The 23,485-nt window shown below is 73.8% G+C and carries 22 protein-coding genes and 1 tRNA gene; 10 read left to right on the forward strand and 13 right to left on the reverse strand.

The window, feature by feature from the left end; translation table 11 throughout:
- Nucleotides 1–39: 39 nt before the first annotated feature.
- Both ACIBCJ_RS08805 and ACIBCJ_RS08810 read right to left on the reverse strand, forming a co-directional pair.
- A complete protein-coding gene (locus ACIBCJ_RS08805) occupies nt 40–1,452 on the reverse strand; it encodes a hypothetical protein (RefSeq protein ID WP_365979214.1) in 1,413 nt (470 codons plus the stop codon).
- A 71-nt stretch (nt 1,453–1,523) separates the two neighbouring features.
- Entirely contained in the window at nt 1,524–2,294 is a 771-nt protein-coding gene (locus ACIBCJ_RS08810; protein WP_362513641.1) for a DUF4097 family beta strand repeat-containing protein, read from the reverse strand.
- A 227-nt stretch (nt 2,295–2,521) separates the two neighbouring features.
- Between ACIBCJ_RS08810 and ACIBCJ_RS08815 the strand changes: the two genes are divergently transcribed.
- Nucleotides 2,522–2,596: transfer RNA gene (locus ACIBCJ_RS08815), tRNA-Val, on the forward strand.
- Between the two features lie 72 nt (nt 2,597–2,668).
- On the opposite strand, the gene ACIBCJ_RS08820 is transcribed toward ACIBCJ_RS08815, so the two are convergent.
- Complete coding sequence (locus ACIBCJ_RS08820) at nt 2,669–3,025, reverse strand: hypothetical protein (RefSeq protein WP_133885936.1); 357 nt, start codon at nt 3,023–3,025, stop codon at nt 2,669–2,671.
- A gap of 115 nt (nt 3,026–3,140) precedes the next feature.
- Between ACIBCJ_RS08820 and ACIBCJ_RS08825 the strand changes: the two genes are divergently transcribed.
- Complete coding sequence (locus ACIBCJ_RS08825) at nt 3,141–3,683, forward strand: GNAT family N-acetyltransferase (protein ID WP_365979215.1); 543 nt, start codon at nt 3,141–3,143, stop codon at nt 3,681–3,683.
- Nucleotides 3,684–3,687: 4 nt separating this feature from the next.
- A complete protein-coding gene (locus ACIBCJ_RS08830; protein WP_133885938.1) occupies nt 3,688–3,921 on the forward strand; it encodes a DUF2277 domain-containing protein in 234 nt (77 codons plus the stop codon).
- Between the two features lie 359 nt (nt 3,922–4,280).
- Here the strand turns inward: ACIBCJ_RS08830 and ACIBCJ_RS08835 are convergent, their stop codons facing one another.
- The 4 genes from ACIBCJ_RS08835 to ACIBCJ_RS08850 all read right to left on the reverse strand — a co-directional run bounded on the left by ACIBCJ_RS08835 (nt 4,281) and on the right by ACIBCJ_RS08850 (nt 8,241).
- Nucleotides 4,281–4,916: a VTT domain-containing protein gene (locus ACIBCJ_RS08835; protein ID WP_362098953.1), complete on the reverse strand. Its 636-nt coding sequence runs from the start codon at nt 4,914–4,916 to the stop codon at nt 4,281–4,283.
- A 230-nt stretch (nt 4,917–5,146) separates the two neighbouring features.
- On the reverse strand, nt 5,147–5,608 hold the full coding sequence (locus ACIBCJ_RS08840; RefSeq protein ID WP_362098950.1) for a DoxX family protein: 462 nt from the start codon (nt 5,606–5,608) through the stop codon (nt 5,147–5,149).
- Between the two features lie 264 nt (nt 5,609–5,872).
- A complete protein-coding gene (locus ACIBCJ_RS08845; RefSeq protein ID WP_365979216.1) occupies nt 5,873–7,507 on the reverse strand; it encodes an alkaline phosphatase D family protein in 1,635 nt (544 codons plus the stop codon).
- An 89-nt stretch (nt 7,508–7,596) separates the two neighbouring features.
- Nucleotides 7,597–8,241 carry an HNH endonuclease family protein gene (locus ACIBCJ_RS08850; protein ID WP_362508825.1) on the reverse strand — a complete coding sequence of 215 codons (645 nt, stop codon included), beginning with the start codon at nt 8,239–8,241 and terminating at the stop codon, nt 7,597–7,599.
- A gap of 544 nt (nt 8,242–8,785) precedes the next feature.
- On the opposite strand from ACIBCJ_RS08850, the gene ACIBCJ_RS08855 reads away from it, so the two are divergent.
- Both ACIBCJ_RS08855 and ACIBCJ_RS08860 read left to right on the forward strand, forming a co-directional pair.
- A complete protein-coding gene (locus ACIBCJ_RS08855) occupies nt 8,786–9,367 on the forward strand; it encodes a TMEM165/GDT1 family protein (protein WP_133885943.1) in 582 nt (193 codons plus the stop codon).
- A gap of 172 nt (nt 9,368–9,539) precedes the next feature.
- Entirely contained in the window at nt 9,540–10,205 is a 666-nt protein-coding gene (locus ACIBCJ_RS08860; protein ID WP_365979217.1) for an HAD family hydrolase, read from the forward strand.
- A gap of 341 nt (nt 10,206–10,546) precedes the next feature.
- Here ACIBCJ_RS08860 and ACIBCJ_RS08865 read toward each other — a convergent pair whose 3' ends face one another.
- Nucleotides 10,547–11,824: a peptidoglycan-binding domain-containing protein gene (locus ACIBCJ_RS08865; protein WP_365979218.1), complete on the reverse strand. Its 1,278-nt coding sequence runs from the start codon at nt 11,822–11,824 to the stop codon at nt 10,547–10,549.
- Between the two features lie 201 nt (nt 11,825–12,025).
- Here ACIBCJ_RS08865 and ACIBCJ_RS08870 point away from each other — a divergent pair, with 201 nt between their 5' ends.
- The gene (locus ACIBCJ_RS08870; RefSeq protein ID WP_365979219.1) at nt 12,026–14,077 is read left to right on the forward strand and encodes an MFS transporter; all 2,052 of its coding nucleotides are present in this window, start codon (nt 12,026–12,028) and stop codon (nt 14,075–14,077) included.
- Nucleotides 14,078–14,104: 27 nt separating this feature from the next.
- Here ACIBCJ_RS08870 and ACIBCJ_RS08875 read toward each other — a convergent pair whose 3' ends face one another.
- On the reverse strand, nt 14,105–14,605 hold the full coding sequence (locus ACIBCJ_RS08875; RefSeq protein WP_365979220.1) for a GNAT family N-acetyltransferase: 501 nt from the start codon (nt 14,603–14,605) through the stop codon (nt 14,105–14,107).
- A gap of 165 nt (nt 14,606–14,770) precedes the next feature.
- On the opposite strand from ACIBCJ_RS08875, the gene ACIBCJ_RS08880 reads away from it, so the two are divergent.
- Complete coding sequence (locus tag ACIBCJ_RS08880; RefSeq protein ID WP_365979221.1) at nt 14,771–15,442, forward strand: hypothetical protein; 672 nt, start codon at nt 14,771–14,773, stop codon at nt 15,440–15,442.
- 4 nt (nt 15,443–15,446) lie between these two features.
- Complete coding sequence (locus ACIBCJ_RS08885) at nt 15,447–16,223, forward strand: hypothetical protein (RefSeq protein WP_399282093.1); 777 nt, start codon at nt 15,447–15,449, stop codon at nt 16,221–16,223.
- Nucleotides 16,224–16,233: 10 nt separating this feature from the next.
- Here ACIBCJ_RS08885 and ACIBCJ_RS08890 read toward each other — a convergent pair whose 3' ends face one another.
- Nucleotides 16,234–16,641, reverse strand: a complete 408-nt coding sequence (locus tag ACIBCJ_RS08890; protein ID WP_362098920.1) for a DUF1992 domain-containing protein — start codon at nt 16,639–16,641, stop codon at nt 16,234–16,236.
- 117 nt (nt 16,642–16,758) lie between these two features.
- Between ACIBCJ_RS08890 and ACIBCJ_RS08895 the strand changes: the two genes are divergently transcribed.
- A complete protein-coding gene (locus ACIBCJ_RS08895; RefSeq protein WP_365979222.1) occupies nt 16,759–17,151 on the forward strand; it encodes an FHA domain-containing protein in 393 nt (130 codons plus the stop codon).
- Here the strand turns inward: ACIBCJ_RS08895 and ACIBCJ_RS08900 are convergent.
- Complete coding sequence (locus ACIBCJ_RS08900; RefSeq protein WP_365979223.1) at nt 17,136–17,723, reverse strand: GNAT family N-acetyltransferase; 588 nt, start codon at nt 17,721–17,723, stop codon at nt 17,136–17,138. The genes ACIBCJ_RS08895 and ACIBCJ_RS08900 overlap by 16 nt on opposite strands.
- A gap of 133 nt (nt 17,724–17,856) precedes the next feature.
- Nucleotides 17,857–19,242, reverse strand: coding sequence for a glycine betaine/L-proline transporter ProP (gene proP / locus ACIBCJ_RS08905; RefSeq protein ID WP_362098911.1), 1,386 nt, complete (start codon nt 19,240–19,242; stop codon nt 17,857–17,859).
- Nucleotides 19,243–19,653: 411 nt separating this feature from the next.
- Between proP and ACIBCJ_RS08910 the strand changes: the two genes are divergently transcribed.
- Nucleotides 19,654–21,753 carry a bifunctional glycosyltransferase 87/phosphatase PAP2 family protein gene (locus ACIBCJ_RS08910; protein ID WP_365979224.1) on the forward strand — a complete coding sequence of 700 codons (2,100 nt, stop codon included), beginning with the start codon at nt 19,654–19,656 and terminating at the stop codon, nt 21,751–21,753.
- Here the strand turns inward: ACIBCJ_RS08910 and ACIBCJ_RS08915 are convergent.
- Nucleotides 21,707–23,344 carry a hypothetical protein gene (locus ACIBCJ_RS08915; protein WP_362508853.1) on the reverse strand — a complete coding sequence of 546 codons (1,638 nt, stop codon included), beginning with the start codon at nt 23,342–23,344 and terminating at the stop codon, nt 21,707–21,709. The two genes, ACIBCJ_RS08910 and ACIBCJ_RS08915, sit on opposite strands and share 47 nt — an antisense overlap.
- Nucleotides 23,345–23,485 lie beyond the last annotated feature (141 nt).

The following is a 23,485-nucleotide window of genomic DNA, read 5'->3' on the forward strand; positions in this document are numbered from 1 at the left end:
CCGTGACCGGACCCGGTGACCCGTGACCGGGCCCGGTGATCAGTGACCGGACCCGCGTTCCTCGCGGATGCGGGTGACTACGCCGGCCACCGTCTGCCGGACCGTCTCCGTCTCCGTCAGGAAGTGCCAGTAGTCGGGGTGCCGGCCCTCCAGCGTGGTGATCGCGCGTTCCAGCCGGGCCACGGCCTCGTCCAGGGGGCGCGCGTGACGGGGCTCGGGAGTGTTGCGGCCGGCCATGGCCAGGCGCTGGGCGTCGCGGATCGCGAAGCGGGTGCGTTCGATCTCCTGTTGCGGGTCCTTCTGCACGGCGTTGAGCCGCTGCAGCCGGTCGCCGGCCGCCGAGACGGCCTCGTCGGTCGCGTTCAGCAGCGCGCGCACCGTCGACAGCAGGGAGGTGGCGTCGGGCCAGCGCTGCTCGTCGCGGGCGGCCTGCGCCTCGGCCAGTTTCCGCTCGGCCTGGCGGACCGATTCGGCCGCCTGGTCCGGCACGTGCTGGAGGTCCTGCCAGCATGCGGCGGTGAACCGGCGCCGCAACTCGCTCAGCACCGGCTCGACCTGCTCCGTGCGGGTGGTCAGGGCCTGGGCGCGGGTGCGCAGGGAGACCAGACGGTGGTCGATCTCCGCGGCACGCTCGGGCAGGCGCTCCGCCTCGGCGCGGACCGCTTCGGCCTCCCGGGTGACCCGTTCGGCGCGCTCCAGCGTCTGGGGCACGCCGTGCTGCCCCGCGCCCTGGTTCAGCCGGGTCAGCTCCGGGCCGAGGGCCGCGAGCCGGGTGGCGAGGTCGTCCGCCTTCAGACCGGAGCCGCGCGCGGCGTCCAGGGCGTTGGAGGCGGCGAGCAGCGCCTGCCGGGCCCGTTCGACGGCGGGGGCCAGCCGGGCGAGCTGGGTCTCGGCCTTGCCGAGCAGGGGGCCGAGGCCCTCGGCGAAGCGGTCCAGCTCCTGCTTGATCCGGCCCAGCTCCGTTCTGGCCGCGGTCAGTTCGGTACGGGCACGGGAGGCGGCCGAGGCCTCCAGGTCGTCCCGGTCCAGGTCGTGGGCGTCGACGGCGCCGATGTACTGCCGGCTGACCTCGTCGATGCGCCGGCCGAGCGCCTCGAAGTCGGTGACCGCGCGCCGGGCGGCGGGGGAGGAGTCGACGGCCGCGATCGTCTCTATCGAGATCCGCAGATCCCGCTGCGCGGTGTCCAGCTCGTAGAACGCGGCGGCCGCGTCGTCCTTCGCGGCCTGCGCCTCGGCGCGCTGGCTCTCGGCCCGGCCACCGAACCAGCGCCGGGTACCGCCGCCGGCGAACGCGGCGGGCAGGGCGAGCACGGCGAGCAGCGGCAGGCCCACGAGGGTGAGCGTGTCCCGTAGCGTCGTGAGCGCCGCGCCGGACGGGCGGCGGGAGCGGCAGGGCGGGCGCCGAGCGCGCGCCACCATCGGCGAGTACGGCTGCGATGGCGTCGCCGTCACATCACTCTCCCGTGTCGTCCGTCCTGCCCGGGTTCATTCTCCCACCCGTTAGGGACGAACACACGGGCCGGTCAGTTCGCGGTTCGGACCGTGATTCTGCCGTCACCGGACCGGGCGTCGACCAGGTGCGCGCTGGCGCCGTCCGTGGGCACGGACACGTCGACCGCGCCGTCCCCGGTGTGCGTCGTCACCTTGTACGTGGCCCGGGGCAGCGAGATCGTCACGGAGCCGTCGCCGGTACGGGACTCCACCTGGTCCGGGACGGTGCCGAGGTCCAGCCGCACCGAACCGTCGCCGGTGCGCGCCGTCACCCGCCGGGAGGAGACCGCGGCGCGGACGGAACCGTCTTCGGTGCGCAGTTCCAGAGGGCCGGAGGAGTCGGTGACGTGCACGGAGCCGTCACCGGTACGGATGTCCAGCGCGTCCTCGAACCCGCTCGCCCGCACGCTGCCGTCGCCGTCCTTCACCTCGACGGCGATGCCCCGCGGCACCTCGATGCGGTGCTTGGCCGCGCAGTCGGCGACCACTCCGGAGCAGTGCATGCGCAGCACCAGCCGGTCGTCGTTCATCCGCCAAGTCACCTCGGGCTCCGAGCCGACGGCGACCGACCCGGAGAACCACCGCGTGACCTCGATCTTCCCGGACGCGTGCGCGTCCGAGGCGACGATCTCCAGGGCGGAGTCGTCGGAGTCGACGGTGAGGGTACGGCCCTGGAGGGCGAAGGACCGGTGCTCGGGCTCCTTGTCGTCCGAGGCGGAGGCGCAGGCGCTCAGGCCCGCGGCGAGAACGGCGACGGCGCCGGCGGCGGCCAGCGCGCGGACGGGAACGGTACGGGCGGGCATGACGGTCTCCCCCTGGAACGCACGACGAGGTGGCCCCCCGGGGGGCCCTGCGCGGTGGCGCGGAGCCGGGTCGGCGAGGCTCTACGACCGTACGGAGCACGGGAGCGGCGCGGGATCCGGTCGGCTACCGGATCAGGGGTGGGGTTAACCCCCGGCCACCGCCCCGGCACGGCGCGAACGCGGGTGCCGTGCCGCGTCGCGGGCCATGTAGGCTGTCGACTCGTCCTGGGTGCGTAGCTCAGGGGTAGAGCGCCTGCCTTACAAGCAGGATGTCGGCGGTTCGAAACCGTCCGCGCCCACCAGGACCGGCGCCGTCGTCGGTGCGAAGGCCCCCGGAGATCCTCCGGGGGCCTTTCGCATGCGGTCGCCCGGTCTCAGTCGTCCTCGGGCGGGGTCCGGGGGAGCGGGGCCTCGTGGGCGTGCTTCAGCTCCGACCGTGCGCTCACCCGGTCCGAGCCGGTCACCTCCGACCAGTACCGGTGGGTGCTGACGAACACGGCCAGCTCGCGCTCGCGCTGCCGCAGCTTCTCGACCTCGGCCTGCTCGTCCGCGGACCAGCCGGGGGAGGCCGGGCGCTCGATCCTGCGCCAGCCGTTGTCGTCGCTGAAGCCGTCGAGGGGCTCGACGGACCAGGGGAGTCTCTTCAGCAGGGCCGACAGCTCGGCCCGGACCTGATGCAGTTCCTCCTGGCCGGCGAGGAGGTCACTGGGGAAATCATAGGTCGTAGCCACGATCCAATGATACGCCTGTTCGATTTTGAGGCGCGCGTTCCCTTCGGGGGTTCACGCGAACGTGTGGTCCGCGGGCCGGGGCCCACTGTCAGACCCCTGGCCTACCGTGAAAGACATGGCGGATACGGCTGACGTGGCGGAGCGGACCGGAGCGGGCGGGGAGCGGGTGAGCCTGGTCCCCTGGGCGGAGGGGGACCTGTGGCTGCTGCGCAGGATCAACAGCCCGGAGATGACCGTGCACCTGGGCGGACCGGAGACCGAGGAGCGACTCCTGGACCGGCACCGGCGGTACGTCGAGCTGACGCCGGGCCGGATGTTCCGGGTGGTCCTGGCGGACGGCGGCGAGACCGTCGGCTCCGTGGGGTACTGGCAGCGGACCTGGCGGGACTCCGAGGTCTGGGAGACCGGATGGAGCGTGCTGCCGGAATTCCAGGGGCGGGGGCTCGCCGTGCGGGCGGCCCGTGCCGTCCGGGAGCAGGCCCGCGCGGCCGGGTCCCACCGGTATCTGCACGCGTTCCCCCAGGTGGGCCACACCGCTTCCAACGCGGTCTGCCGAGGGGCCGGTTTCGAGCTTCTCGGGCAGGTCGACTTCGAGTATCCGAAGGGTCACCGGATCACGTCGAACGACTGGTGCGTGGACCTGGAGAGGGGAGACTGACGTCATGTGCCGCAGCATCAAGACCCTGCGTCCGCCCGTGCTGGCGGAGGAGGCCACCGAGGACGAGATCAGGGCCGCCGCCCTTCAGTACGTCCGCAAGGTCTCCGGTTTCCGTGCGCCCGCCGCGCACAACCAGGAGGTCTTCGACCGTGCCGTCGAGGCCGTCACCGAGGCCACGGCCGAGCTGCTGGCCGGCCTTGAGGTGCGGGGCGGCGCAGGCGCCCGGCGAGCCTCCTGACGCCGTCCGGCGATGCGGGCGGCGGCCGTGCCGTCCGGCGGTGTGACCCCGCCTTCCGGAGGTGTGCCCCCGCCGTCCGGCGGCGCGGGCTCCGCCGTTCGGCTGGCGCCCGTGCCATTCGACGAGCGCCGTGCCGTTCGAGGAGCGCCCGCGCCGTCCGCCGCCCTGGAGCGGGTCGTCCGGCCCGCAGCACGGCGGCCGCGTCACGGGCCGAGGAGGCGTCAGGACGCCCCGAGTCGGGGCGGGTCGTCAGGACGCCTCGGGTGGGGCAGGTCGTCAGGACTTCCCGAGTCGGGCCGGGTCGTCAGGATGCCTCGGGCGGGGCAGGTCGTCAGGACGTCCCGAGTCGGGCCGGACCGTCAGGATGCCTCGGTGGTGCGGGGCTGGCGGCGCATCAGGAACGCCGCCCCCGCCCCCGCTCCGAACAGCGCCACCAGCGACACGCCCGTCGCCAGCCAGGTCGCGCCCAGCCATTGCCCGCCGAAGTAACCGAGGGCCACGCTGTAGACGGCCCAGGCGAGCCCGGCGAGCGCCGACCACGGGAGGAACTCCCGGACCCGGCGGTGCGCCGCGCCCGCGACCAGCGAGACGACCGAGCGGCCGGCCGGAGCGAAGCGGGCCAGGACGACGAGGGCACCGCCGCCGCGGGCCAGGGCCCCGCCGAGACGTTCCTGCGCGGTGGTCAGCCGCCGGGAACGGGCGATCGCGCGGTCGAGGCGCTCCCCGCCGCGCCAGGCGAGGCGGTACACGGCCAGGTCGCCCATGACCGATGCGGTCGCCGCGCAGAGCGTCAGGACGAGGATGTCGGGGACGTCCTCCGGAACCCGCCCGGCCGCCGCCGCTCCCGACCCCGCGGCCGCCGTCGCCGCCGCGATCACCAGGACACCGCTCGGCAGCACCGGCAGGAAGATGTCGAGGAGCACCGAGACGGCCACCAACGCGTAGATCCACGGGCTGCTGACCAGCGAACCGATACTTCCCAGACTCTCGACCACCACAACTCCCCGATACGCCCCCGTGGGCCGGGCCTTGCCGCGAGACGCGGGGACGGCAGGAGCGGCCGATGACAGCCATACAGCGTACGCCGGGGGTGTGACAGAGGGTTCACAGGGGGCTTGTCGGATCGACGCGGGATGTTCACACGGAGCTGCCCGCCCGGCCTCCGACGCGCGGCAGCGGTGCCCCGCGTCCGGGAAGGCACCGCTGCCGGGCGGGAGGAGGCGGGTCAGGCCGCGACCGGCGTCTGCGGCTCCGGGGTGGACTGCCGCCGCTGCGAGGTGCGCCGGGCGAGCAGGCGGTCCGCGCCGAAGGCGCCGGAACCGGTGACGGCGAGCAGCAGGAAGGCCCAGCAGAACATGACGGGGGTCTCGCCACCGTTCTCCATCGGCCACAGGGCGTTCGGCTGGTGGACCTTGAAGTACGCGTAGGCCATGGAGCCGGAGCAGATCAGCGCGGCCGGGCGGGTGGCGAGGCCCAGCAGCACGAGGCCGCCGCCGACCACCTGGATCACAGCGGCGTACCAGCCCGGCCAGGTGCCCGCTTCGAGCGTGCCGCCCGTTCCCGCGGCGCCGCCGAGGACGCCGAACAGGGAGGCGGCACCGTGGCAGACGAAAAGCAGGCTGAAGACGATGCGGAACAGGCCGAGTACGTACGGCTGCGCGTCGGTGCCGTTGAGGCGTATGGGCATGCGGGTGCTCCTTCGGTCGGCCGGCCGCGGAAGGGGCCGGTGGGGGGACGGAACCGAGTGGGCTGCCCACGTTAGGTGCACCTAATCAGTGCTTGCAAGTTCAACATTTCGCCATAGCGTGACGTGCGGTCACCGGCGCTTCCTCGTCGCCGAGCCAGGTGGGAGCGCTCCCACGCCCGCGGAGCGGTCCTCGGACATGTCTCGTTTCCTACCCTCGCCCCTTGCGCCACAAGCCCGTGCCGCCCGCACGGGCCGGAGCCCGTGCTACGCGAGCTCCCGGTCCGTGATCGTCCGCAGCGCGGTCGCCCCGGCACGGTCGGCCCGGGCCTGTTCCAGGCGCAGCCGCGCCGACCGGCCCCGGAAGGTCAGCGTCATGATCTGGTTGCCGAACCAGGGGCCGCCGGTCCTGCGCCAGCTCACTGCCGGCGGCGCGCAGCGTCCGTGCCGGGCGATGCGCCGGCCGAGGGCCCGTGCCAGGGCGCTCCAGCCGAAGCGGAAACCGAGGCGCATCGAGAGCGGTACGGAGTTGTGGACGGGCGAGCAGGTCAGCTGGGCCACCCGCGCGTCGGGCGCACGCCCCGGCCAGGACGGCTCGGCGATGTAGGCGTGGTGCACGTCGCCCGACAGCACGCTCACCGTCGCGGGCGCCTCCGGTCCCGTACCGGCCTCGGCGATCAGGTCGCCCAGCGCGTCGAAGGAGGACGGGAAGGCGGCCCAGTGCTCCAGGTCGGCCCCGCGCCGGATCCGTTCCCCGCGCTCGGCCCAGCGCTCGCCGCGCTCGCCGCCGCACATCGCTGCGTTCCAGGCCTCCACGTCGTGCACCAGGTGGGGCAGCAGCCAGGGCAGGGAGGTGCCGATCAGCAGGTGGTCGTACGAGCCCCGCCCGTCCATGACCTGCTCGCGCACCCAGGCGGCCTCCTCCGGGTCGAGCATCGAGCGGCGGTCCTCCGCCAGGACGCGGGCCGCGCGGGAGTCCACCATCAGCAGCCGGGTGCGGCCGAAGTCGCGCCGGTAGCTCCAGCGGACGGAGGCCGCGTCGGCGTCGGCCCGGGCGGCGAACGCGCGCAGGGCGGCGGTGCCGTCGGGGGCCTCGCGGACGGCCGCGTACAGCGGGTCGGCGGCCAGCTGGGCCGGGGAGAGGTTGCCCAGCTGCTGGTACACCCAGTACGACATGAGCCCGCTCAGCAGCCGCTCCTGCCACCAGTCGGTGGCCCGCATGTCGGTGAGCCAGGCGGCCGAGGTGTTCCAGTCGTCGATGACGTCGTGGTCGTCGAAGATCATGCAGCTGGGCACGGTGGACAGCAGCCAGCGCACCTCCGGGTCGAGCCAGGACTCGAAGTAGAGGCGGGTGTACTCCTCGTAGTCGGCGACCTGGTCGCCGGGCGGCTGGTCCAGGTCGCGGCGGTCGCCGATCCAGCGGCGGGTGGCGTCGGACACCTCGTCGGCGTACACCTGGTCACCGAGCAGCAGCAGGACGTCGGGGCGGGCGCCCCCGGGGTCGGCCGCCATCCGGGCGGCGAGGGTGTCCAGGGCGTCCGGGCCCACCGGGTCCTTGCCGCCGGCGGGCGGCGCGGCCCAGCGGCAGGAGCCGAAGGCGACGTGCAGGCCGTCCTCGTCGGTGGGCGTGGCGATCACCGAGGGCGGGAAGGGCGAATCGGGCGGCGGCCACACGCTCGCCCCGTCGAGGAGCACCTCGTACGGCGTCGACGTGCCGGGGGTCAGACCCTCCACCGGGACCAGGGCGTAGTGGTGGCCGGCGACGAGGAAGGTGCCGGCCGTGCCCCGCGCCCCGTCGGCGCAGCGCACCTCGGCGGTGCAGGGGCCGCTCGTCTCGACCCAGACCGTCGCGCACGAACCGTCGGTGTACCTCAGCAGTGGGCCCAGGCGCAGTCCCGCCATGATGATCCTCTCCTTCGTCGCCCCGTACGGTACGGGGCGACGAAGACCGGTGGGAGGGTCCGCGCCGAACGGACGGCGGACGGGGGGCGTCAGCAGTTCGCGAGGTAGCCCTGCAGCGCGGACTTCTCCGCCGAGTCGACCGAGAGGTCGTAGTAGTACTTCACCTGCACCCAGGCGCGCACGTAGGTGCAGCGGTAGGCGCTGCGCGAGGGCATCCAGGTGGCCGGGTCCTGGTCGCCCTTGGCCTGGTTGACGTTGTCGGTGACCGCGATGAGCTGGGGGCGGGTCAGGTCGTTGGCGAAGGACTGGCGACGCGAGGTGGTCCAGGCGTCGGCGCCGGAGTCCCAGGCCTCGGCGAGCGGCACGACGTGGTCGATGTCGACGTCGCCGGAGGCGGACCAGGTGGCGCCGTCGTAGGGGGAGTACCAGCTGCCGCTGGTGGCGGCGCAGGAGGAGTCGGTGACGACGCCGGTGCCGTCGCGCTTGAGGATCGTCTCGCGGGTGTTGCAGGCGCCGGACTGGGTGATCCAGTGCGGGAAGAGGTCGCGGTCGTAGCCGGTGCGGTCCTCGGTGGCCACGGTGAGGGAGGCGAGGTAGGTGCGGGCGGTGGCGGCGCTGACCGGGGTGGGGAGGGCGGCGGAGGCGGCCGGGCCGTTGAGGAGCCCGGCGGAGGCTATGAGCCCGGTGAACGCGGCGAGGAAACCGAGCCGTCGACGCGCGTAGAACTTCGGCATGCGAACTCCCTTGGAGTGTGGGGGTGTTGGGACGCGGGCAGGGGAATGCTCGCGACGCCGCATGGCGCACAGATGTGCGGTCGGTAAGAAACTAGTGACGTGTGCATGGCGCGTCTAGGAGTGCGACGAGACTCGTGACGGGGGGGGTGTCACGGGAGGCGTGACAGGGCCCGGCGTGGGCCGGGGAGTCCGGCGGGAGCGCGGCGGGGCCTGTGGAGCCGAAGGGGACTCGTGGGAGTCGGCCGGGGTCCGTGGGACTTTCGGCCCTCGGTCCCGTCCGCGGGCTCGCGTACTATGGACGGCGCAGAAGGGGAGTAGCTCTTCGCCGGACCGTCGACATACTGCTCAGCCCGCTGAGCCGGCGCCCGGAGGCAGGTCTCGCACCGCGAGACCGGCCAGCGAGACCTTCGGCAAGCAGTGCACGCCCGTGCCGTACGGCAGGGGTGGATCCGTGTGCTGCCGTGCCGAGGTGTCTCCCGTCGCGGACGTCGTGAAGTCCCGAACCAGCACTCTCGGTGGGGTGGCCCCGACCGATTGAGGAACCTTGATCAGCCTGACCGTGACGGCGCTCGTCTTCGGTGTCGTCTTCCTCGCCGAACTGCCGGACAAGACCGCCCTCGCCGGCCTCGTCCTCGGCACCCGCTACCGCGCCTCGTACGTCTTCGCGGGCGTGGCCGCCGCCTTCCTGCTGCACGTCGTGCTCGCCGTCGCGGCCGGCAGCGTGCTGACCCTGCTGCCCCAGCAGATCGTCCACGCGGTGACCGGGGTGCTGTTCCTGGGCGGCGCCGCCGTGCTGCTGATGAAGAAGGACGACGACGACGAGGAGATCCGCAAGCCGGAGGACCAGTCCTTCTGGAAGGTCGCCGGGGCCGGGTTCATGCTCATCCTGGTCGCCGAGTTCGGTGACCTGACGCAGATCATGACGGCCAACCTCGCCGCCCGCTACGACGATCCGCTCTCCGTCGGCCTCGGTGCGGTGCTCGCGCTGTGGGCGGTGGCCGGGCTCGGCATCGTCGGCGGAAAGGCGCTGATGAAGCGGGTGCCGCTGGGGCTGATCACGAAGATCGCCGCGGTGCTCATGCTGGGCCTCGGCGTGTGGAGCCTGTGGGAGGCGATCGCCGGCTGAGCGGCGGCCGTCGGGGGGATGTCGGTGGGGTCCGGTGGGGTCCGGCGGCGGGGGCCGCTGGCGCGATCCCCGGTCTTTTTTGTACCGTGGATGAACAAAGTGGCTCCCGCCCGCTCCCCCTGACCGGCGGGCGGGGCCGCCTTGTCCCCTCCCCGCGCCTTGGAGCCTGCCGATGACGGCCACCGCCACCACCGTTCTGCCCGCCCGTGCCCTGCTGCTCGACATGGACGGCACCCTCGTCAACTCGGACGCCGCCGTCGAGCGCGTCTGGCGGCGGTGGGCCGACCGGCACGGCCTGGACGGCGACGAGGTCATGAAGGTCGTCCACGGGCGGCAGGGCTACGCCTCGATGGCGCTGCTGCTGCCGGACCGGCCCATGGAGCAGAACCACGCCGACAACGCGCGCCTGCTCGCCGAGGAGACCGCCGACACCGAGGGCGTCGTCGCGATACCGGGCGCCCCGGACTTCCTCGCCTCGCTGCGCGGCCTGCCGCACGCCCTGGTGACCTCGGCCGACGTGGCCCTCTCCAGCGCGCGGATGGCCGCCGCCGGGCTCGCTCAGCCCGACGTCCGGATCACCGCCGAGTCGGTCGGGGCGAGCAAGCCCGACCCGGAGGGCTTCCTCAAGGGCGCCGCCGAGCTGGGCGTCGCCCCGGCCGACTGCATCGCGTTCGAGGACTCCGGCGCCGGCATCACGGCCGCGCGCGCCGCCGGGATGCGGGTCGTCGGGGTCGGGCCGCGCGCCGGGATCCACGGGCCGGACGTGGTCGTCCAGGACCTGACACGGGTGCGCGTCGAGGCCGACGAGGACGGCACGCTGCGCCTGCACATCGGCTGACGGCCGCCCGCTGCGCGTGCGGGGTCGCCGCGTACGGGGTCGCTGTGCGGGGTCCCCGCGCCCGGGGTCGCCCCCTCCGGGCTGCGGCTGCTGCGGTGCGGGTTTCCGCGGCTGCCGCTTCTCCGGCTGCGGCTTCCGTGGCCGCCGCTGCTGCTCCTGCTGCTCCGGCTACCGCTTTCCCGGCTGCCGCTGCTCGGGCCGCGGCTTCTCCTGCTGCATATGAGGTCGCGGCTTCTCCTGGTGCCGGGGAGGCTCGGGCTTCCTCGGCTGCCGTCGACGCCTCGGCCTCCCCGGCTGCACGCGACGCCTCGGCCTCCCCGGCTGTCGCCGAGGTCCCCGGTTCACGACTTCTGCGGCTCGGACTCCAGCCTGCGGCGGGTGTCCGGGCCGTAGACGCCGACGCCGTCGGTGTAGATGCCGCGGAACCACTGGTACTGACGGACGGCGTCCTCGACCTGGCGGTCGAAGTCGCCGTTGGCGTCGCCCCGGTACATCTTCATCCCGGCCAGCCGCTGCTGGAGTTCCACCACCTCCGGGCCCTGGTCGCCGCGCCGCAGGGTCGGACCGGCGGCCAGGTCGGGGTCGTCGTCCTCGGGCTCCTGCGGGGCGTCGTCGGCCGGCGCGGTCGTGGCCCCCGTCGGCTCGGCAGACCGGGACGGTGCGGTCGAGGCGCTCGACGCCGACGGTGACGGCGAGGCCGACGCGCTCGCGCTCTGCGACGGGGAGGCGGACGCGGAGGGGGAGGGCGGCACGGAGCGGGCCGAGGGGGACGAGGCCGTGCTCGGTGCGGCGGTGCCGGGGGATGCCTCGCCGGTCGACGGGTCGGGCACACCGGCCCGGACATCGGTCGGCAGGGCCCCGTCCCGCGACGGTGTGTCGTAGGAGAACAGCCCGCTCGCGAATCCCGCCGCGCCCACCACGACCACGACCGCTCCGGCGGCACTCAGCAGCAGGCCCGTGCGGCGCCTCCGTGGCGGCCGTCCGTCGCCGTCCGTACCCGGTGCGCCGTCCGTGCCCGGTGTGCCGGGTGCGCCGCTCCCGTCCGGAAGGGTCCGCGGCAGGGGCGCCGTGCCGGACGTCTCGAACAGGCGCAGGTCGTGCGCGCTGGGGGAGCCGGCCGAGGGGGCGAGCGGCGTCGGCAGTACGGCTTTCGGCTTCGCGTCCCCGTCCGCGGGACCTGCGGCGGTACGGGCACCGTCCGCCCCGGCGTCGACCGCCCGCAGGGTCACGGTGGCGTCCCGGTCGGATACCGGCGCCCCGGCCCCCGCTCCGCTGCCGGCGTCAGCGGTGGCCCTCCCGGCCTCCTGCGCGGCGGCCGGGGGCGGCTCGTCGGCCGGGGGTGCGGCAGGGTGCCCGCCGGGCGGACCGGACTCCGGGTGCCCTGCGGCGCCCGGCCCCGCGGGCTCCCTGCTCCCGTCCAGCTCCACGTACGGCCGGATGCGCAGCGGGTCGAAGTCCTCCGCCGCTGCCGCCTGGGCCGTGCGGGCGTCGCGCAGGGCGTCGGACGCCCGCGCCCCGCAGGCGCAGGACGGAGTGTTGTCCGCCTCCCTGGGCGTGCCGCACTCCGGGCACGAGCCCCTCGCGGGCGGCTCCTGAGACGGCTCCTTCTGCTGCTCCACGCGTTCGTCCCTCCCCTCGCGACTCCCCTCGCGAACTCCAGAGATTATGCAGATCTTCTCCACACTTCCGCGCACACGCCCCCGGAATGCCGGCCTCCCGGAGGACTGAAACGGTCGAATCGGGTCACACCGACCGGGATGGGCGGTACGCGTCGACACCCGTGAGCGTCATGACACCCGTGGAGGTCCACATGGCCGGAGATGTGCGCGAGGCGGCGGAGACGGGCCCCGGCGCCGGACGGACAGGAGCAGGTCGCCGGCGGCGTGCTCGTCTCCATCGGGGCCCTGCTCCTCGGCATGCTGCTCGCCGCGCTCGACCAGACCATCGTCTCCACGGCCCTGCCGACCATCGTCAGCGACCTGGGCGGTCTCGAGCACCTGTCCTGGGTGGTCACCGCCTATCTGCTGGCGGCCACCGCCGCGACGCCGCTGTGGGGCAAGCTCGGTGACCAGTACGGGCGCAAGAGGCTGTTCCAGCTGGCGATCTGCATCTTCCTGGTCGGTTCCGCCCTGTGCGGCATCGCGCAGGGCATGTCCCAGCTGATCGCCTTCCGCGCCCTCCAGGGCCTGGGCGGCGGCGGCCTGATGGTGCTGTCGATGGCGATCGTCGGCGACCTGGTCCCGCCCCGCGAACGCGGCCGCTACCAGGGGCTGTTCGGTGCCGTCTTCGGCGCCACCAGCGTGCTCGGGCCGCTGCTCGGCGGGGTCTTCACCGAGCACCTCAGCTGGCGCTGGGTCTTCTACATCAACCTGCCCGTCGGTGTCGTCGCGCTCGCCGTGATCGCGGCGGTGCTGCACATCCCGCGCCGCACCACCCGGCACGTCATCGACTACCTCGGCACCCTCCTCATCGCCGCCGTCGCCACCTGCCTGGTCCTGGTGGCCTCGCTCGGCGGCACGACCTGGGCCTGGGGCTCCCCGCAGATCATCGGCCTCGCGGTGGTCGCGGTCGTCCTGGCGGTCCTCTTCGTGGCCGTGGAACGCCGGGCGGCCGAGCCCGTCCTGCCGCTCAGGCTCTTCCGCGTGCGCACCTTCACGCTGTCCGCCGTGATCAGCTTCGTCATCGGCTTCGCGATGTTCGGCGCGATGACCTATCTCCCGACGTTCTTGCAGGTCGTGCGAGGCGTCTCGCCCACCGTGTCCGGTGTGTACATGCTGCCGATGGTGTTCGGCCTGCTGCTGTCGTCGACCGTCTCCGGGCAGATCGTCAGCCGGACCGGCCGCTGGAAGGTGTTCCCCGTCGCGGGCACCGCCGTCACCACCCTCGGGCTGCTCCTGCTGCACCAGCTCGACGAGAACAGCGCCACCGCCGAGGTGAGCGCCTACTTCTTCGTCTTCGGCCTGGGCCTGGGCCTGGTGATGCAGGTCCTCGTCCTCATCGTGCAGAACGCGGTCCCCTACGAGGACCTGGGCGTCGCCACCTCCGGCGCGACCTTCTTCCGGTCCATCGGCGCGTCGTTCGGCGTGGCCATCTTCGGCACGATCTTCGCCGGCCGCCTCGCCGGCCAGCTCACGGACGCCTTCCGGGGCGCCGCCCTGCCGCCCGGCGTCTCCGTGGACACCCTCAAGGGCGACCCGCGCGGCATCGGCGCCCTGCCGCCCGCGCTGCGCCCCGGGGCGGTCCACGCCTACGCCTCCTCCATCACCGACGTCTTCCTGTACGCGGCCCCCGTCGCCCTGATCGCCTTCGTCCTGGCCTGGTTCCTCAAGGAGGACCGGCTGCGCGGCTCGGTCACGGCACCGGACGCCACCCAGACCCTCGCCAGCAACCCGGTGGAACGGTCCTCGCACGACGAGGTGTGCCGCGCCCTGTCGGTCCTCGGCACCCGCGAGGGCCGCCGGGAGATCTACCGCCGGATCACCGCGCGGGCCGGCTACGACCTGCTGCCGGCGTCGAGCTGGATGCTGCTGCGGGTCAGGAAGTACGGCCGGGTCGAGCCGGCCCAGCTCGCGGAGCGCAGCCCCGTCCCGCTGGCCACCGTGATGGCGGCCGCCCGGCAGGTCGAGGAGCGGCACCTCGCCGTCCGCGAGGGACCCGACCTGGTGCTCACCGGCCGGGGCCGCGAGGTCGCCGAACGGCTGGCGCGGGCCCGCGAGGAGTCGCTCGCCGAACTGCTCGGCGACTGGTGGGGCCCGGACCGCCCGACCGACCTGGTGCAGCTCGTACGGGAGCTGACCGGCGAACTGTGCGGCTCGGAGCGGGAGCGCCCGCACGAGGGGCGTACGCCCGCGCGGGCGGGCTCACCCTCCTGACCCTCCTGCGGACCCTCGCCGACCGGCTCAGGCCGCCGGGCGCAGCTGCTTGGCGAACCAGTGCTCGGCGTACGGACTCTCGTTGTGCGCCTCGGTCTCGGTGTAGCCGAGGCGCGCGTACAGGCCACGGGCCTCGACGAGGTCGCTGCGCGTGTCGAGGACCATGCGCTCGGCCCCGAGCGTGCGGGCCGCGTCCTCGGCCGCCCGCACGAGCAGCGCGGCGCCGCCCCGGCCGCGCATCCCGCCGTACAGGAACACCCGGGTCAGCTCCGCGGTGGTGTCGTCCAGCAGCCGCACGCCCGACGTGCCGGCCGGGGCACCCCCGTAGCGCGCGACCAGCAGTGCTCCCCGGGGCGGGGCGAGGTCGGCGCCGGACTGCGCGGCGATCTCCCGTTCCAGTTCGTCGGGGTCCGTGGTGTGTCCCTCGTGCAGCTGGTACCAGCGGTCGCTCACCTCCGTGTAGTACGCGCGCCAGAGGGCGGCTGCCACGGGGGAGTCGTACGGCTCCGGGTCGACGGTCCAGGTCATGACCGGCATTGTCGGCGGGGGACCCGGACACCGTGCAAGCGGATTTTCCCACCGGTGGGCCATCGGCGCACGCCGTGCGCCGTTTGAGCACGGCTTCGGCGGCAACACGAACCGCGAACCGGCCCGCTCGGAGAGCCGGCAGGCTGAAAAACCCGGAAGGCACTCATGTCCACAGGCGTGATCATCGCTCTGATCGTGATCGTGGCGGTCGTGCTCGTCGTCGCGGCCGTCCTTGCCCTGCGCGCACGGGGCCCCCAGCACGGCGGGAGCCTGAAGCGGCGCTTCGGGCCCGAGTACGACCTGGCCGTGGCGCGGCACGACGGCGACACCAAGGCCGCCGAACGCGAACTGGCCGAACGGGTGCGGCGGCACGGGTCGCTGCACACCCGGCCCCTGGAGCCGGCCGAGCGCGAGCGCTTCGAGGCGCGCTGGACCGCGGCCCAGGAGCGTTTCGTCGACTCCCCGCGCGAGGCGGTCGGCGAGGCGGACCGGCTGATCGCGGAACTCGCCGGCGCCCGGGGCTTCCCGGGCGGAGAGCAGTACGAGGAACAGCTCACAGCGCTGTCCGTGCACCACGCCCACCACGTCGAGGGTTACCGCCGCGTGCACCGCGTGACGCACTCGCGCGCGGACGACGCCCGTGACGGCGGCGCGGACACGGAGCACATGCGCGAGTCCATGGTCGAGGCCCGTGCGCTGTTCGAGGCCCTGATGCGTCCGTCCCGCCACGAAGGCGGCGACCGGCAGCGGACCGGCACGGAGGCCGACCGGTCGGCACCCGCGGCCCGCGAGTCCCACACGTTGTCGTTCGGCAAGCGCCGGCCGAAGGAGAGCTGAGACGATGTCAGATCTGACAGGCAAGCGACGCGGCACCGCCGCGACCCCCGGCACCCCCGCCGAACCCGGCACCGCCGCGACCCCCGGCACCCCCGCCGGACCCGGCACCCGCACGAGTGCCGAAGCCGTACCCGGAGACGGTGCCGGCCTGGGCGCCGCCACCGGACCCGGCACCCGCACGGACCCCGACGCCGTACCCGGCAGCGGTGCCGTCCCCAGGAGCGCGACCGGGCACGGCAGCGCTACCGGCATCGGCACCGACGCGACCGGCACCGACGCCGGACGCGGCACCGCGGGCGGAGTCCGGCCCGACGCCGGGCCCCGTACCTCGGCCGAGCCGCGTACCGACGCCGGACCGCGCACGCCGGCCGAGCCGCGTACCGATGCCGGGCCCGGCACAGGGGCCGGTTCCGGTGGAGCCGCCGACCCCCGTGCCGCCGCCTCCCCGGCGAGCACCGCGGCGACGGCGACCCCGGCGAGCGCTTCCGGGGCCGACCGGCCGCTGCTGCCGTCCGGCGAGTCCGACCGGCTCGGTGAGCGGCTGCATCACGCGGTGGCCGGGTTCATCGACGCGCCCCGCGTCTCCGTCGAGGAGGCCGACCGTGTCCTGGAGGAGCTCGCCGCCCGCTTCACGGACGCGGTGACACAGCGCCGCCGCACCCTGCGCACCTCGTGGCAGGAGGACGGTGCGGGCGACGGCGCGCCGACCGCGGACACCGAGCAACTCCGCCTCGCCCTGCGGGACTACCGCGAGCTGGCGGACCGCCTGATGCACATCTGAACGACCGGCGTCACCGCTCCGCCCGGCCCTCCCGCCACTGCCGTACGACCTCTTCGACGTCGTAGGGCTTCAGACCCAGCGGGGGGCCGGGCGGCGGCTTGAACATGACGTCGCGGATCTTGACGTTGATCTCCTCGACGATGCGCCGGACCACCCGCTCCGACGGGGCACTCGCCGCCGCCTCCAGGGCGTCCTCCGCCTCCTTGCGCAGGGCCAGCGTGGGCGGCAGTACGGAGAAGCCCTCGCGCGCCATCTTCCGCTTGACCCACCACAGTTCGTCGTAGGTGCTGTCCACCTCGCCGGGCAGGGGCTTGCCCGCGCCGGGCAGGTCGGCGAACTCACCGCGCGCGTCCGCGTCCCGAATCTGCTTGTCGATCCAGGACTCGAAGTCGACGCCGGGTGGCTTTCGCTCGGTCATGACCCCATTGTGCCGGACACCGCACCACGGGTCGATCTATCATGCGGCGGCGGCAGTCCGACGACGGACGACGCGACCGGCCGACGACGGACGTCTCGGGGACCCGAAGGAGCGCACGTGCTCGAACTCACCATGGCCGCCGTCACCGCGGCCGACGCGGGTGCCACGGCCGGTATGCAGATGGCCGAGGCGCCCAGCGAACCGGACGCGGTGCTGCGGGTGGGCCGGGACAGGTCCGTGTGCCGGCTGGTGACGCCGGACGACTGGCTCTTCGTCTCCCGGGTCCACCTGGAGTTCCGCTGCGGGACCGACGGCACCTGGCGGCTGACCTGGCTGCGCGGCTCGCAGCAGGAGCCCTCCAGCGAGATCCGGCTGACCGTCGGGGGACATCCGCAGTCCCTGCGGTACGGCGGCACCGTGCCGCTGCCCAGGGGCGGCAGCGGCGAGGTCGTGGTCCAGGACCGCGCGGAGCCGCGCAGCGTCAACGTCGGCTTCTACCACGAGGCGTAGCCGGGCGGCACGGTACGGCGGTAGAGCTGGCGAGAGCCTCCCTCCGGGCCGGGGGCGACCGTTTCGGCGGGGGTGAAGCCGAGGCGCTCGTAGAAGGCGCGGGCGCCGCTCGCCGAGGCGCCGGGGTGGTCGGCTCCGAACGTGACCACCTCGATGTCGGCCGGGCCCCGCACCCACCTGCGCAGCGCGTCCCGCATCAGCTCGCGGCCCACGCCGCCCGCCCGCACCCGCTGCGACACGACCAGCCAGTGGACGTGGTGGACCGGCCCGTCGTCCGACCCGAACAGGAGTCCGCCGAGCAGGTCCGTGCCCGTGCCTGTGTCCGTGCTCGTGTGCGTGCCGGTGCCGGTGCCGGTGCCGGTGCCGGTGCCCGTGCCCGTGTTCCCGTCCGTGCCGGTATGCGGGTCCCCGTCCGGGGGGACGGCCACCAGGGCCGCGCCCTGGCGGATGTGCTCGCGCACCGCGTCATGGAATCCGGCGTCCTCGACCATCGGGCCGAACCAGTGCTCGACCTGGGCCGCCAGGTCGAGGAAGCCGGCGAAGTCGCGTTCCTCCGCAAGTCTGACCATCATCCCGGCAGTCTGACAGGGCCTCAGCGGTACCGGGGCCGGGCAGGGCTTCAGCCGTCCCCGGCGGTCCCGGGAGTCCGGCGGGGCTTCAGCCGTCCTCCGCCGTCCCCAGCCGGCCCGTAGGCCGGGCAGGGCCTCAGCGCTTCTCCACCGCGGGTGCCGAACCCGGCAGCGGCCGCCCGGCCGACTCCGTCATGAACCACACCGCCACGCCGCCGATCACGGCCGCGGCCATCATGTAGTAGGCGGGCATCATCATGTTGCCGGTCGCCCCGATCAGCGCCGTCACCACGAGCGGCGTCGTCCCGCCGAACAGGGACACCGAGACGTTGAAGCCGATCGACAGCGAGCCGTAGCGCACCCGCGTCGGGAACAGCGCCGGCAGCGCGGACGGCATCGACGCCGTGAAGCAGACCAGCAGCATGCCCAGCGCGCCCATGCCCAGGGCCACCGCGAGCAGGCTGCCCTCGCGGATCAGCAGCAGCGCCGGGACCGACAGCAGCAGGAAGCCCGCGCAGCCCGCCGCGATCACCGGCCGGCGCCCGACCCGGTCGGTCAGCGCGCCCGCGAACGGCTGGACGATCATCATCAGCGCCATCACGGCCAGCACCACCAGCAGCCCGTGCGTCTCGTCGTACTTCAGCTCGCTGGTCAGGTAGCTCGGCATGTACGACAGCAGCATGTAGTCGGTGACGTTGAAGACCAGCACCAGACCGACGCAGAGCAGCAGCGCCCGCCACTGGCCCGTGATCATCTCCCGCAGCGGCACCTTGCGCCGCGTCGCCTCCGCCTTCTCCACCTCGGCCGCGAACGCCGGGGTCTCCTCCAGGCGCATCCGCAGGTACAGGCCGACGATGCCCATCGGACCGGCGATCAGGAACGGGATGCGCCAGCCCCAGGACGTCAGGTCGCCGTCCGACAGCAGCGCCGTCATCAGCGTCACCAGACCGGCACCGCCGATGTACCCGGCGAGCGTGCCGAACTCCAGCCAGCTGCCGAGGAACCCGCGCCGCTTGTCCGGCGCGTACTCGGCGATGAAGGTGGACGCGCCCGCGTACTCGCCGCCGGTGGAGAAGCCCTGCACCAGCCGCGCGGCCAGCAGCAGCACCGGTGCCCACACCCCGATCGTCGCGTACGACGGGATCAGCCCGATGGCGAACGTCCCCGCCGCCATCATGATCATCGTCACGGCGAGCACCTTCTGCCGCCCGACCCGGTCCCCGAGCGGCCCGAAGACCACGCCTCCCAGCGGGCGGACCAGGAACGCGGCGGCGAACGCACCGAAGGTGGAGAGCAGCTGCGCGGTCGGGTTGCCCGACGGGAAGAAGACCTTGCCCAGCGTCACGGCGATGTAGCTGTAGACGCCGAAGTCGAACCACTCCATCGCGTTGCCCAGCGCCGCCGCCTTGACGGCACGCCGTACGAGCGCGGGGTCGGTGGCGGTGGGCGCGCCGGCGGCACGCGGGACGGTGGCGGGGCTCGTACGGGTCAGAGGGGCGGTGGCGACGGGGACGGCCGACAAAACTGTGCTCGCCTGCTTTCGACGGGGACAAGGGACAGGGGCGCGGGGACGCCACGGCCCGCACGGCGGCGCTGTCGCCGGGCCGGAAAGAGCCCGCGGCATATCGGCCACGGGCTGAAAAGCGACCATAGGCGCTGATGCGCCGCTTACGCCCGGTATGCTTTTCGTTGCACTCTGCACCGAAAAGGCGTACACGCAGGGCACATACCCGGGCCGCGCGCCGTTCCGGTACCCGCGAGCTGTGATCCTTCTCGCTCCTCGGAACGAAAGGCGGGCGGCTGTCAGGTTGAGTGGGGGTCGCTCGCGTCTTCCTCCGGAGGCAGTGCGAGCCTCATAGGGTTCGCAAGAGCGACACATCGCGTACACGAACGCGGTACGCACGGTACGAACGGGGCGGGAGGCCGACGAGGCGTGGCGAATGCGGAGCACAGTGGGCGACCGGCGGAGACCTTCGGACCCTCGGCCGCCGACGCGACCAGAGCACGGCTGCGCGTCGCACGCCTCGGCCTGTGGCTGATCGCCGCCGTCCTGGCCGTACGACAGGTGGCCGCGGTCCTCGGCACCCCGCGCGGGGAACGCCTGACGGATCTGGAGACCTGGGTCGGGGAGCACGGCGTCCTGCACGTGGAGGGGTCGCTGTACGACTCCACGCAGTTCACCGGCACCCCGTTCGTCGGCCTCGTCCTCAAACCCTTCACCCGCGCCGCCGAGCAGGCCCTCGGCTGGGGCTGGACCTTCGGCTCGCTGCTGCTGGTCGTGGCCCTCGGCCTGGTCGCCGCCCGCGCCCTGCCCCAGCCGGTCGGACGCCGTACGGCGCTGCTGGCCGCGCCGGTCGCCATCAGCCTGCTGATGCTGTCGCTCCCGGTGCGCAACGCCTTCTGGCTCGGCCAGACCAGCATCATCCCGGTCCTCCTCGTGCTGCTGGGCTGCTTCGCCGTGCGCGGAGCCCGGGGCGACCGGGTGGGCGGCGTACTCATCGGTGTGGCCGCCGCCTTCCAGCCGACCGTGCTGCTCTTCGTCCCCCTGCTGTGGTTCACCGACCGCAGACGCGCCGCCGTGTCGACCGGGGTCACCTTCCTCGCCTGCACCGCCGTCGCCTGGGCGGCCATGGCACAGGACTCCTACACGTACTGGGTGCACCACATGGCCGGGGTCGGCCTGGGCGGCGAGGCCGACGACCTCGCCAACCAGTCGCTGCACGGCGTCCTGCTGCGCCTCGGCCTGAACGGCCCCCTGGAGATCGCCCTCTTCCTCCTGCTGGGCGCCGCCGTCGCCGTCCTCGCCCTGCGTCGCGCCGTGCGCTACGCCCGTGACGGCCAGCTGCTGCTCGCGGTCGCCGTCACCGGCTGCGCGGCCGTGGCGGTCTCCCCGGCCACCTGGCAGCACCAGCTGCTGTGGGTGCTGCCCGCCGTCGTCGGCCGGGTCGGCAAGCGGGCCTCCGACCGGTACGTGTGGCCGGTCGCCGTCGTCCTGGTGATGACGCTGCCCGCGAAGATGATGCTGCCGAACATGGCGGCCCTGTACCCGCTGCGGGACAACGTCGTGCTGCTCGCCGCGCTGGCCGCCGCCGTCGCCGTGCCCTTCCTGCCGCGTACGTCGCCGTACTTCGAGGCCCCGGTGCCGACGGCCTACGCGCCGCCGGTCCCCACCCGCTTCCGGCACGTCCCGCTGCTGCCGTTCCTGCGCCGGGTCCTCACCCGGCCCAACCTCCTGCTCGAACTGCTCCTCATCCGGGTCACCTACGCCGCCTACTCCCAGGTCCGCCTCGCGGCGACCGGCGGCAGCAACTCGGCGGGCCGGGCGCGGGCCGAGGAGCACGGCACGCAGATCCTCGACATCGAGCGCTTCCTGCACCTCGACATCGAGCACGCGATCAACCACGCGGTGGTGAAGGTCGGCTGGCTGCGGGACTTCTTCGACTTCTACTACACGTCGTTCCACTTCGTCGTCCCGCTGACCGTCCTCGGCGTCCTGTACTGGCGCCGCCCGGTGGACTACCGCTGGGCCCGCGCCTCCCTGGGCTTCGCCACGCTGCTCGCCCTGGTCGGCTTCTGGCTCTACCCGCTGGCCCCGCCGCGGCTGATGCCGGGGCTCGGCATCATCGACACGGTGCACGGCGTGCAGGACTTCACGAAGCCGGACTACGGCACGCTGACCCACCTGACCAACCAGTACGCGGCGATGCCGTCGCTGCACTTCGGCTGGTCGCTGTGGTGCGGGGTGGTGATCGCGGTCATCGCGCCGAAGATGTGGATGAAGGCGCTCGGCCTGCTGCACCCGCTCTTCACCGTCTCGGCGATCGTCGCGACCGGCAACCACTGGGTCCTGGACGCGGTGGGCGGTGCGGCCGTGGTCGCGGCGGGCTTCGGGCTGACGTACCTGTTCCAGGGTCCCCGGGCCCGGACGGTGACGGCCGCGGCGCAGACGCCGGTCGTCGCTCCGTCCCGTCCCGCGGCCGGCGAGGTCAGCAGCGGTCCGGCATCGTCGGCGAAGGAAGGTACTCCGAGCTGATCCGGTACTCGCCCGCCGCCGGGACGGTCAGCCGGGTGAACTCGCCGTCCCGGGTCAGGCATCCGCCGTCGGCCCGCAGCCACGGCGACCACGCGACCTTCACGGTGACCGGGCCGGGCCGCTCGGCGCGCAGCACCAGGTCGACGCCGCTGGTCGTCACGACGGTGCCGGGCGCGGAGACCAGCGGCACGGCGTCCCGCACCCGGTACACCTGCCAGTGCTCGTCCTGCCAGGCCGGCTCCAGCCACTCGGGCCGCAGCGCGGGGTCCCGTACGAGCGCCGCCTCCGCCTCGGCGGGGCCGTCCGGCCTGCCCAGCGGCAGGACGACGAGGCCGACGGCCCAGCGGTCCAGCCAGGCCCGGTAGGCCGCCGGGGAGAAGCTGCCGTCGTAGAAGAGACGGCCGCGCTCCACGTCGAGCTGCCGGTTCCAGCCGCGGGCGAGATTGACGTGCGGGGCGAGCCCCGCGGCCTCGCGGTGATTGCGGGCGGGCACGACCTCCACCCGGGTGCGGTCGGCGCCGAGCCCGTCCAGCGCCCGGACGAGCCCGTCCGTCTCGGTGGCCCAGGCGGGCACCGCCGTCGACACCCGCAGATCGTCCACGGTCTTCTTCCCCACCCACCCGACGGAGCAGACGAGCGCGACGACCAGGAGAGCACTCGTGACCCGCCGCAGCCGGGACGTGGCGAGCAGGGCGGCGAGCAGCACGGCGGGCGCGAACAGTTCGACGAAGCGCTCGACGTTCGTCCCGACCGGCGAGGCGACGAGGTACGTCAGCACCGTTCCGGCCGCGTACACGGCCCCGCTCCACCGCGCCACCCGCCAGGCGCGCGGCGCCAGCACGGTGACGGCCAGCCCGAGCGCGACGGGCGGCCAGATCCGGTCCGCCGGCATCGGCTGCTCGCCGGTGAAGGGGAAGTACAGCGTGGTGAGTCCGACGACTGCGGCGGGCGGTGTCAGCAGGACCAGGGCCCGTCCCCAGTCCCGCACCAGCAGGAACCCGGCCCCGACCACGGCCAGGTACAGCCCGGCCACCGGGGACGCCATGGTGGCGAGCGCGGCGTAGAGGGCGGCGCGGGCGAGCCGCCGCTCACGGACCAGGGGCACGCAGGCGGCCAGCCCGAAGGCGACGCCCAGGGCGAAGGTGGTCCGCCCCGAGGCGACGTTGCACCACAGCGCGAGCGACGCGAGCAGCGCGGGCCACAGCGGCCGGCGCACCCCCGCCCGCCGGATCAGCACCGCCGCCAGCCAGCCGGCCGCGAGACCGGACGCCACGGTGACCGTGCGCACGCCGAGCGCGGCCATCAAGTACGGGGATATGAGGCTGTAGTTGGCGGTGTGCATCCCGCCGTACCAGAACAGCCCGTACGCCGATCCGCCGTGCCGCGCCGCGAAGTCCGCCCACGTCTCCTGCGCGGCGAGGTCACCGCCGCCGGTGGCGAGGAAGGCCCACCACAGCCCGTACAGGGGCAGGGTGGGCAGCGTGGCGAGCAGCGGGACGCGAAGCCGGTGCCACAGGGCGCGCGGCGCCGCGTCCGGGCGTCTGTCCGACCGCTGGTCGGGCCGGGAGACGGTGAGATCGGCAGGGACCACGGTCGGCGATTCCGTTCGGCTTCGTCAGAGGGTGCCCGGTGCGGACACACGTGCGAAGACGATAAATCGAACGGAAACGTTGACCTGACCCGGCCCCGGTCGAACGGCCGTTGGGAGGACCGGTAGAGGAAGGCGTCCCCC

Source organism: Streptomyces sp. NPDC051136 (assembly GCF_044455745.1).
GTDB lineage: Bacteria > Actinomycetota > Actinomycetes > Streptomycetales > Streptomycetaceae > Streptomyces.

Bases quoted from the DNA above. Each gene is read 5' to 3' on its own strand.
- ACIBCJ_RS08810 (WP_362513641.1), bottom strand. From the start codon at position 2,294: ATGCCCGCCCGTACCGTTCCCGTCCGCGCGCTGGCCGCCGCCGGCGCC.
- ACIBCJ_RS08825 (WP_365979215.1), top strand. From the start codon at position 3,141: ATGGCGGATACGGCTGACGTGGCGGAGCGGACCGGAGCGGGCGGGGAG.
- ACIBCJ_RS08830 (WP_133885938.1), top strand. From the start codon at position 3,688: ATGTGCCGCAGCATCAAGACCCTGCGTCCGCCCGTGCTGGCGGAGGAG.
- ACIBCJ_RS08840 (WP_362098950.1), bottom strand. From the start codon at position 5,608: ATGCCCATACGCCTCAACGGCACCGACGCGCAGCCGTACGTACTCGGC.
- ACIBCJ_RS08845 (WP_365979216.1), bottom strand. From the start codon at position 7,507: ATGGCGGGACTGCGCCTGGGCCCACTGCTGAGGTACACCGACGGTTCG.
- ACIBCJ_RS08850 (WP_362508825.1), bottom strand. From the start codon at position 8,241: ATGCCGAAGTTCTACGCGCGTCGACGGCTCGGTTTCCTCGCCGCGTTC.
- ACIBCJ_RS08860 (WP_365979217.1), top strand. From the start codon at position 9,540: ATGACGGCCACCGCCACCACCGTTCTGCCCGCCCGTGCCCTGCTGCTC.
- ACIBCJ_RS08870 (WP_365979219.1), top strand. From the start codon at position 12,026: ATGTGCGCGAGGCGGCGGAGACGGGCCCCGGCGCCGGACGGACAGGAG.
- ACIBCJ_RS08875 (WP_365979220.1), bottom strand. From the start codon at position 14,605: ATGACCTGGACCGTCGACCCGGAGCCGTACGACTCCCCCGTGGCAGCC.
- ACIBCJ_RS08880 (WP_365979221.1), top strand. From the start codon at position 14,771: ATGTCCACAGGCGTGATCATCGCTCTGATCGTGATCGTGGCGGTCGTG.
- ACIBCJ_RS08885 (WP_399282093.1), top strand. From the start codon at position 15,447: ATGTCAGATCTGACAGGCAAGCGACGCGGCACCGCCGCGACCCCCGGC.
- ACIBCJ_RS08890 (WP_362098920.1), bottom strand. From the start codon at position 16,641: ATGACCGAGCGAAAGCCACCCGGCGTCGACTTCGAGTCCTGGATCGAC.
- ACIBCJ_RS08900 (WP_365979223.1), bottom strand. From the start codon at position 17,723: ATGATGGTCAGACTTGCGGAGGAACGCGACTTCGCCGGCTTCCTCGAC.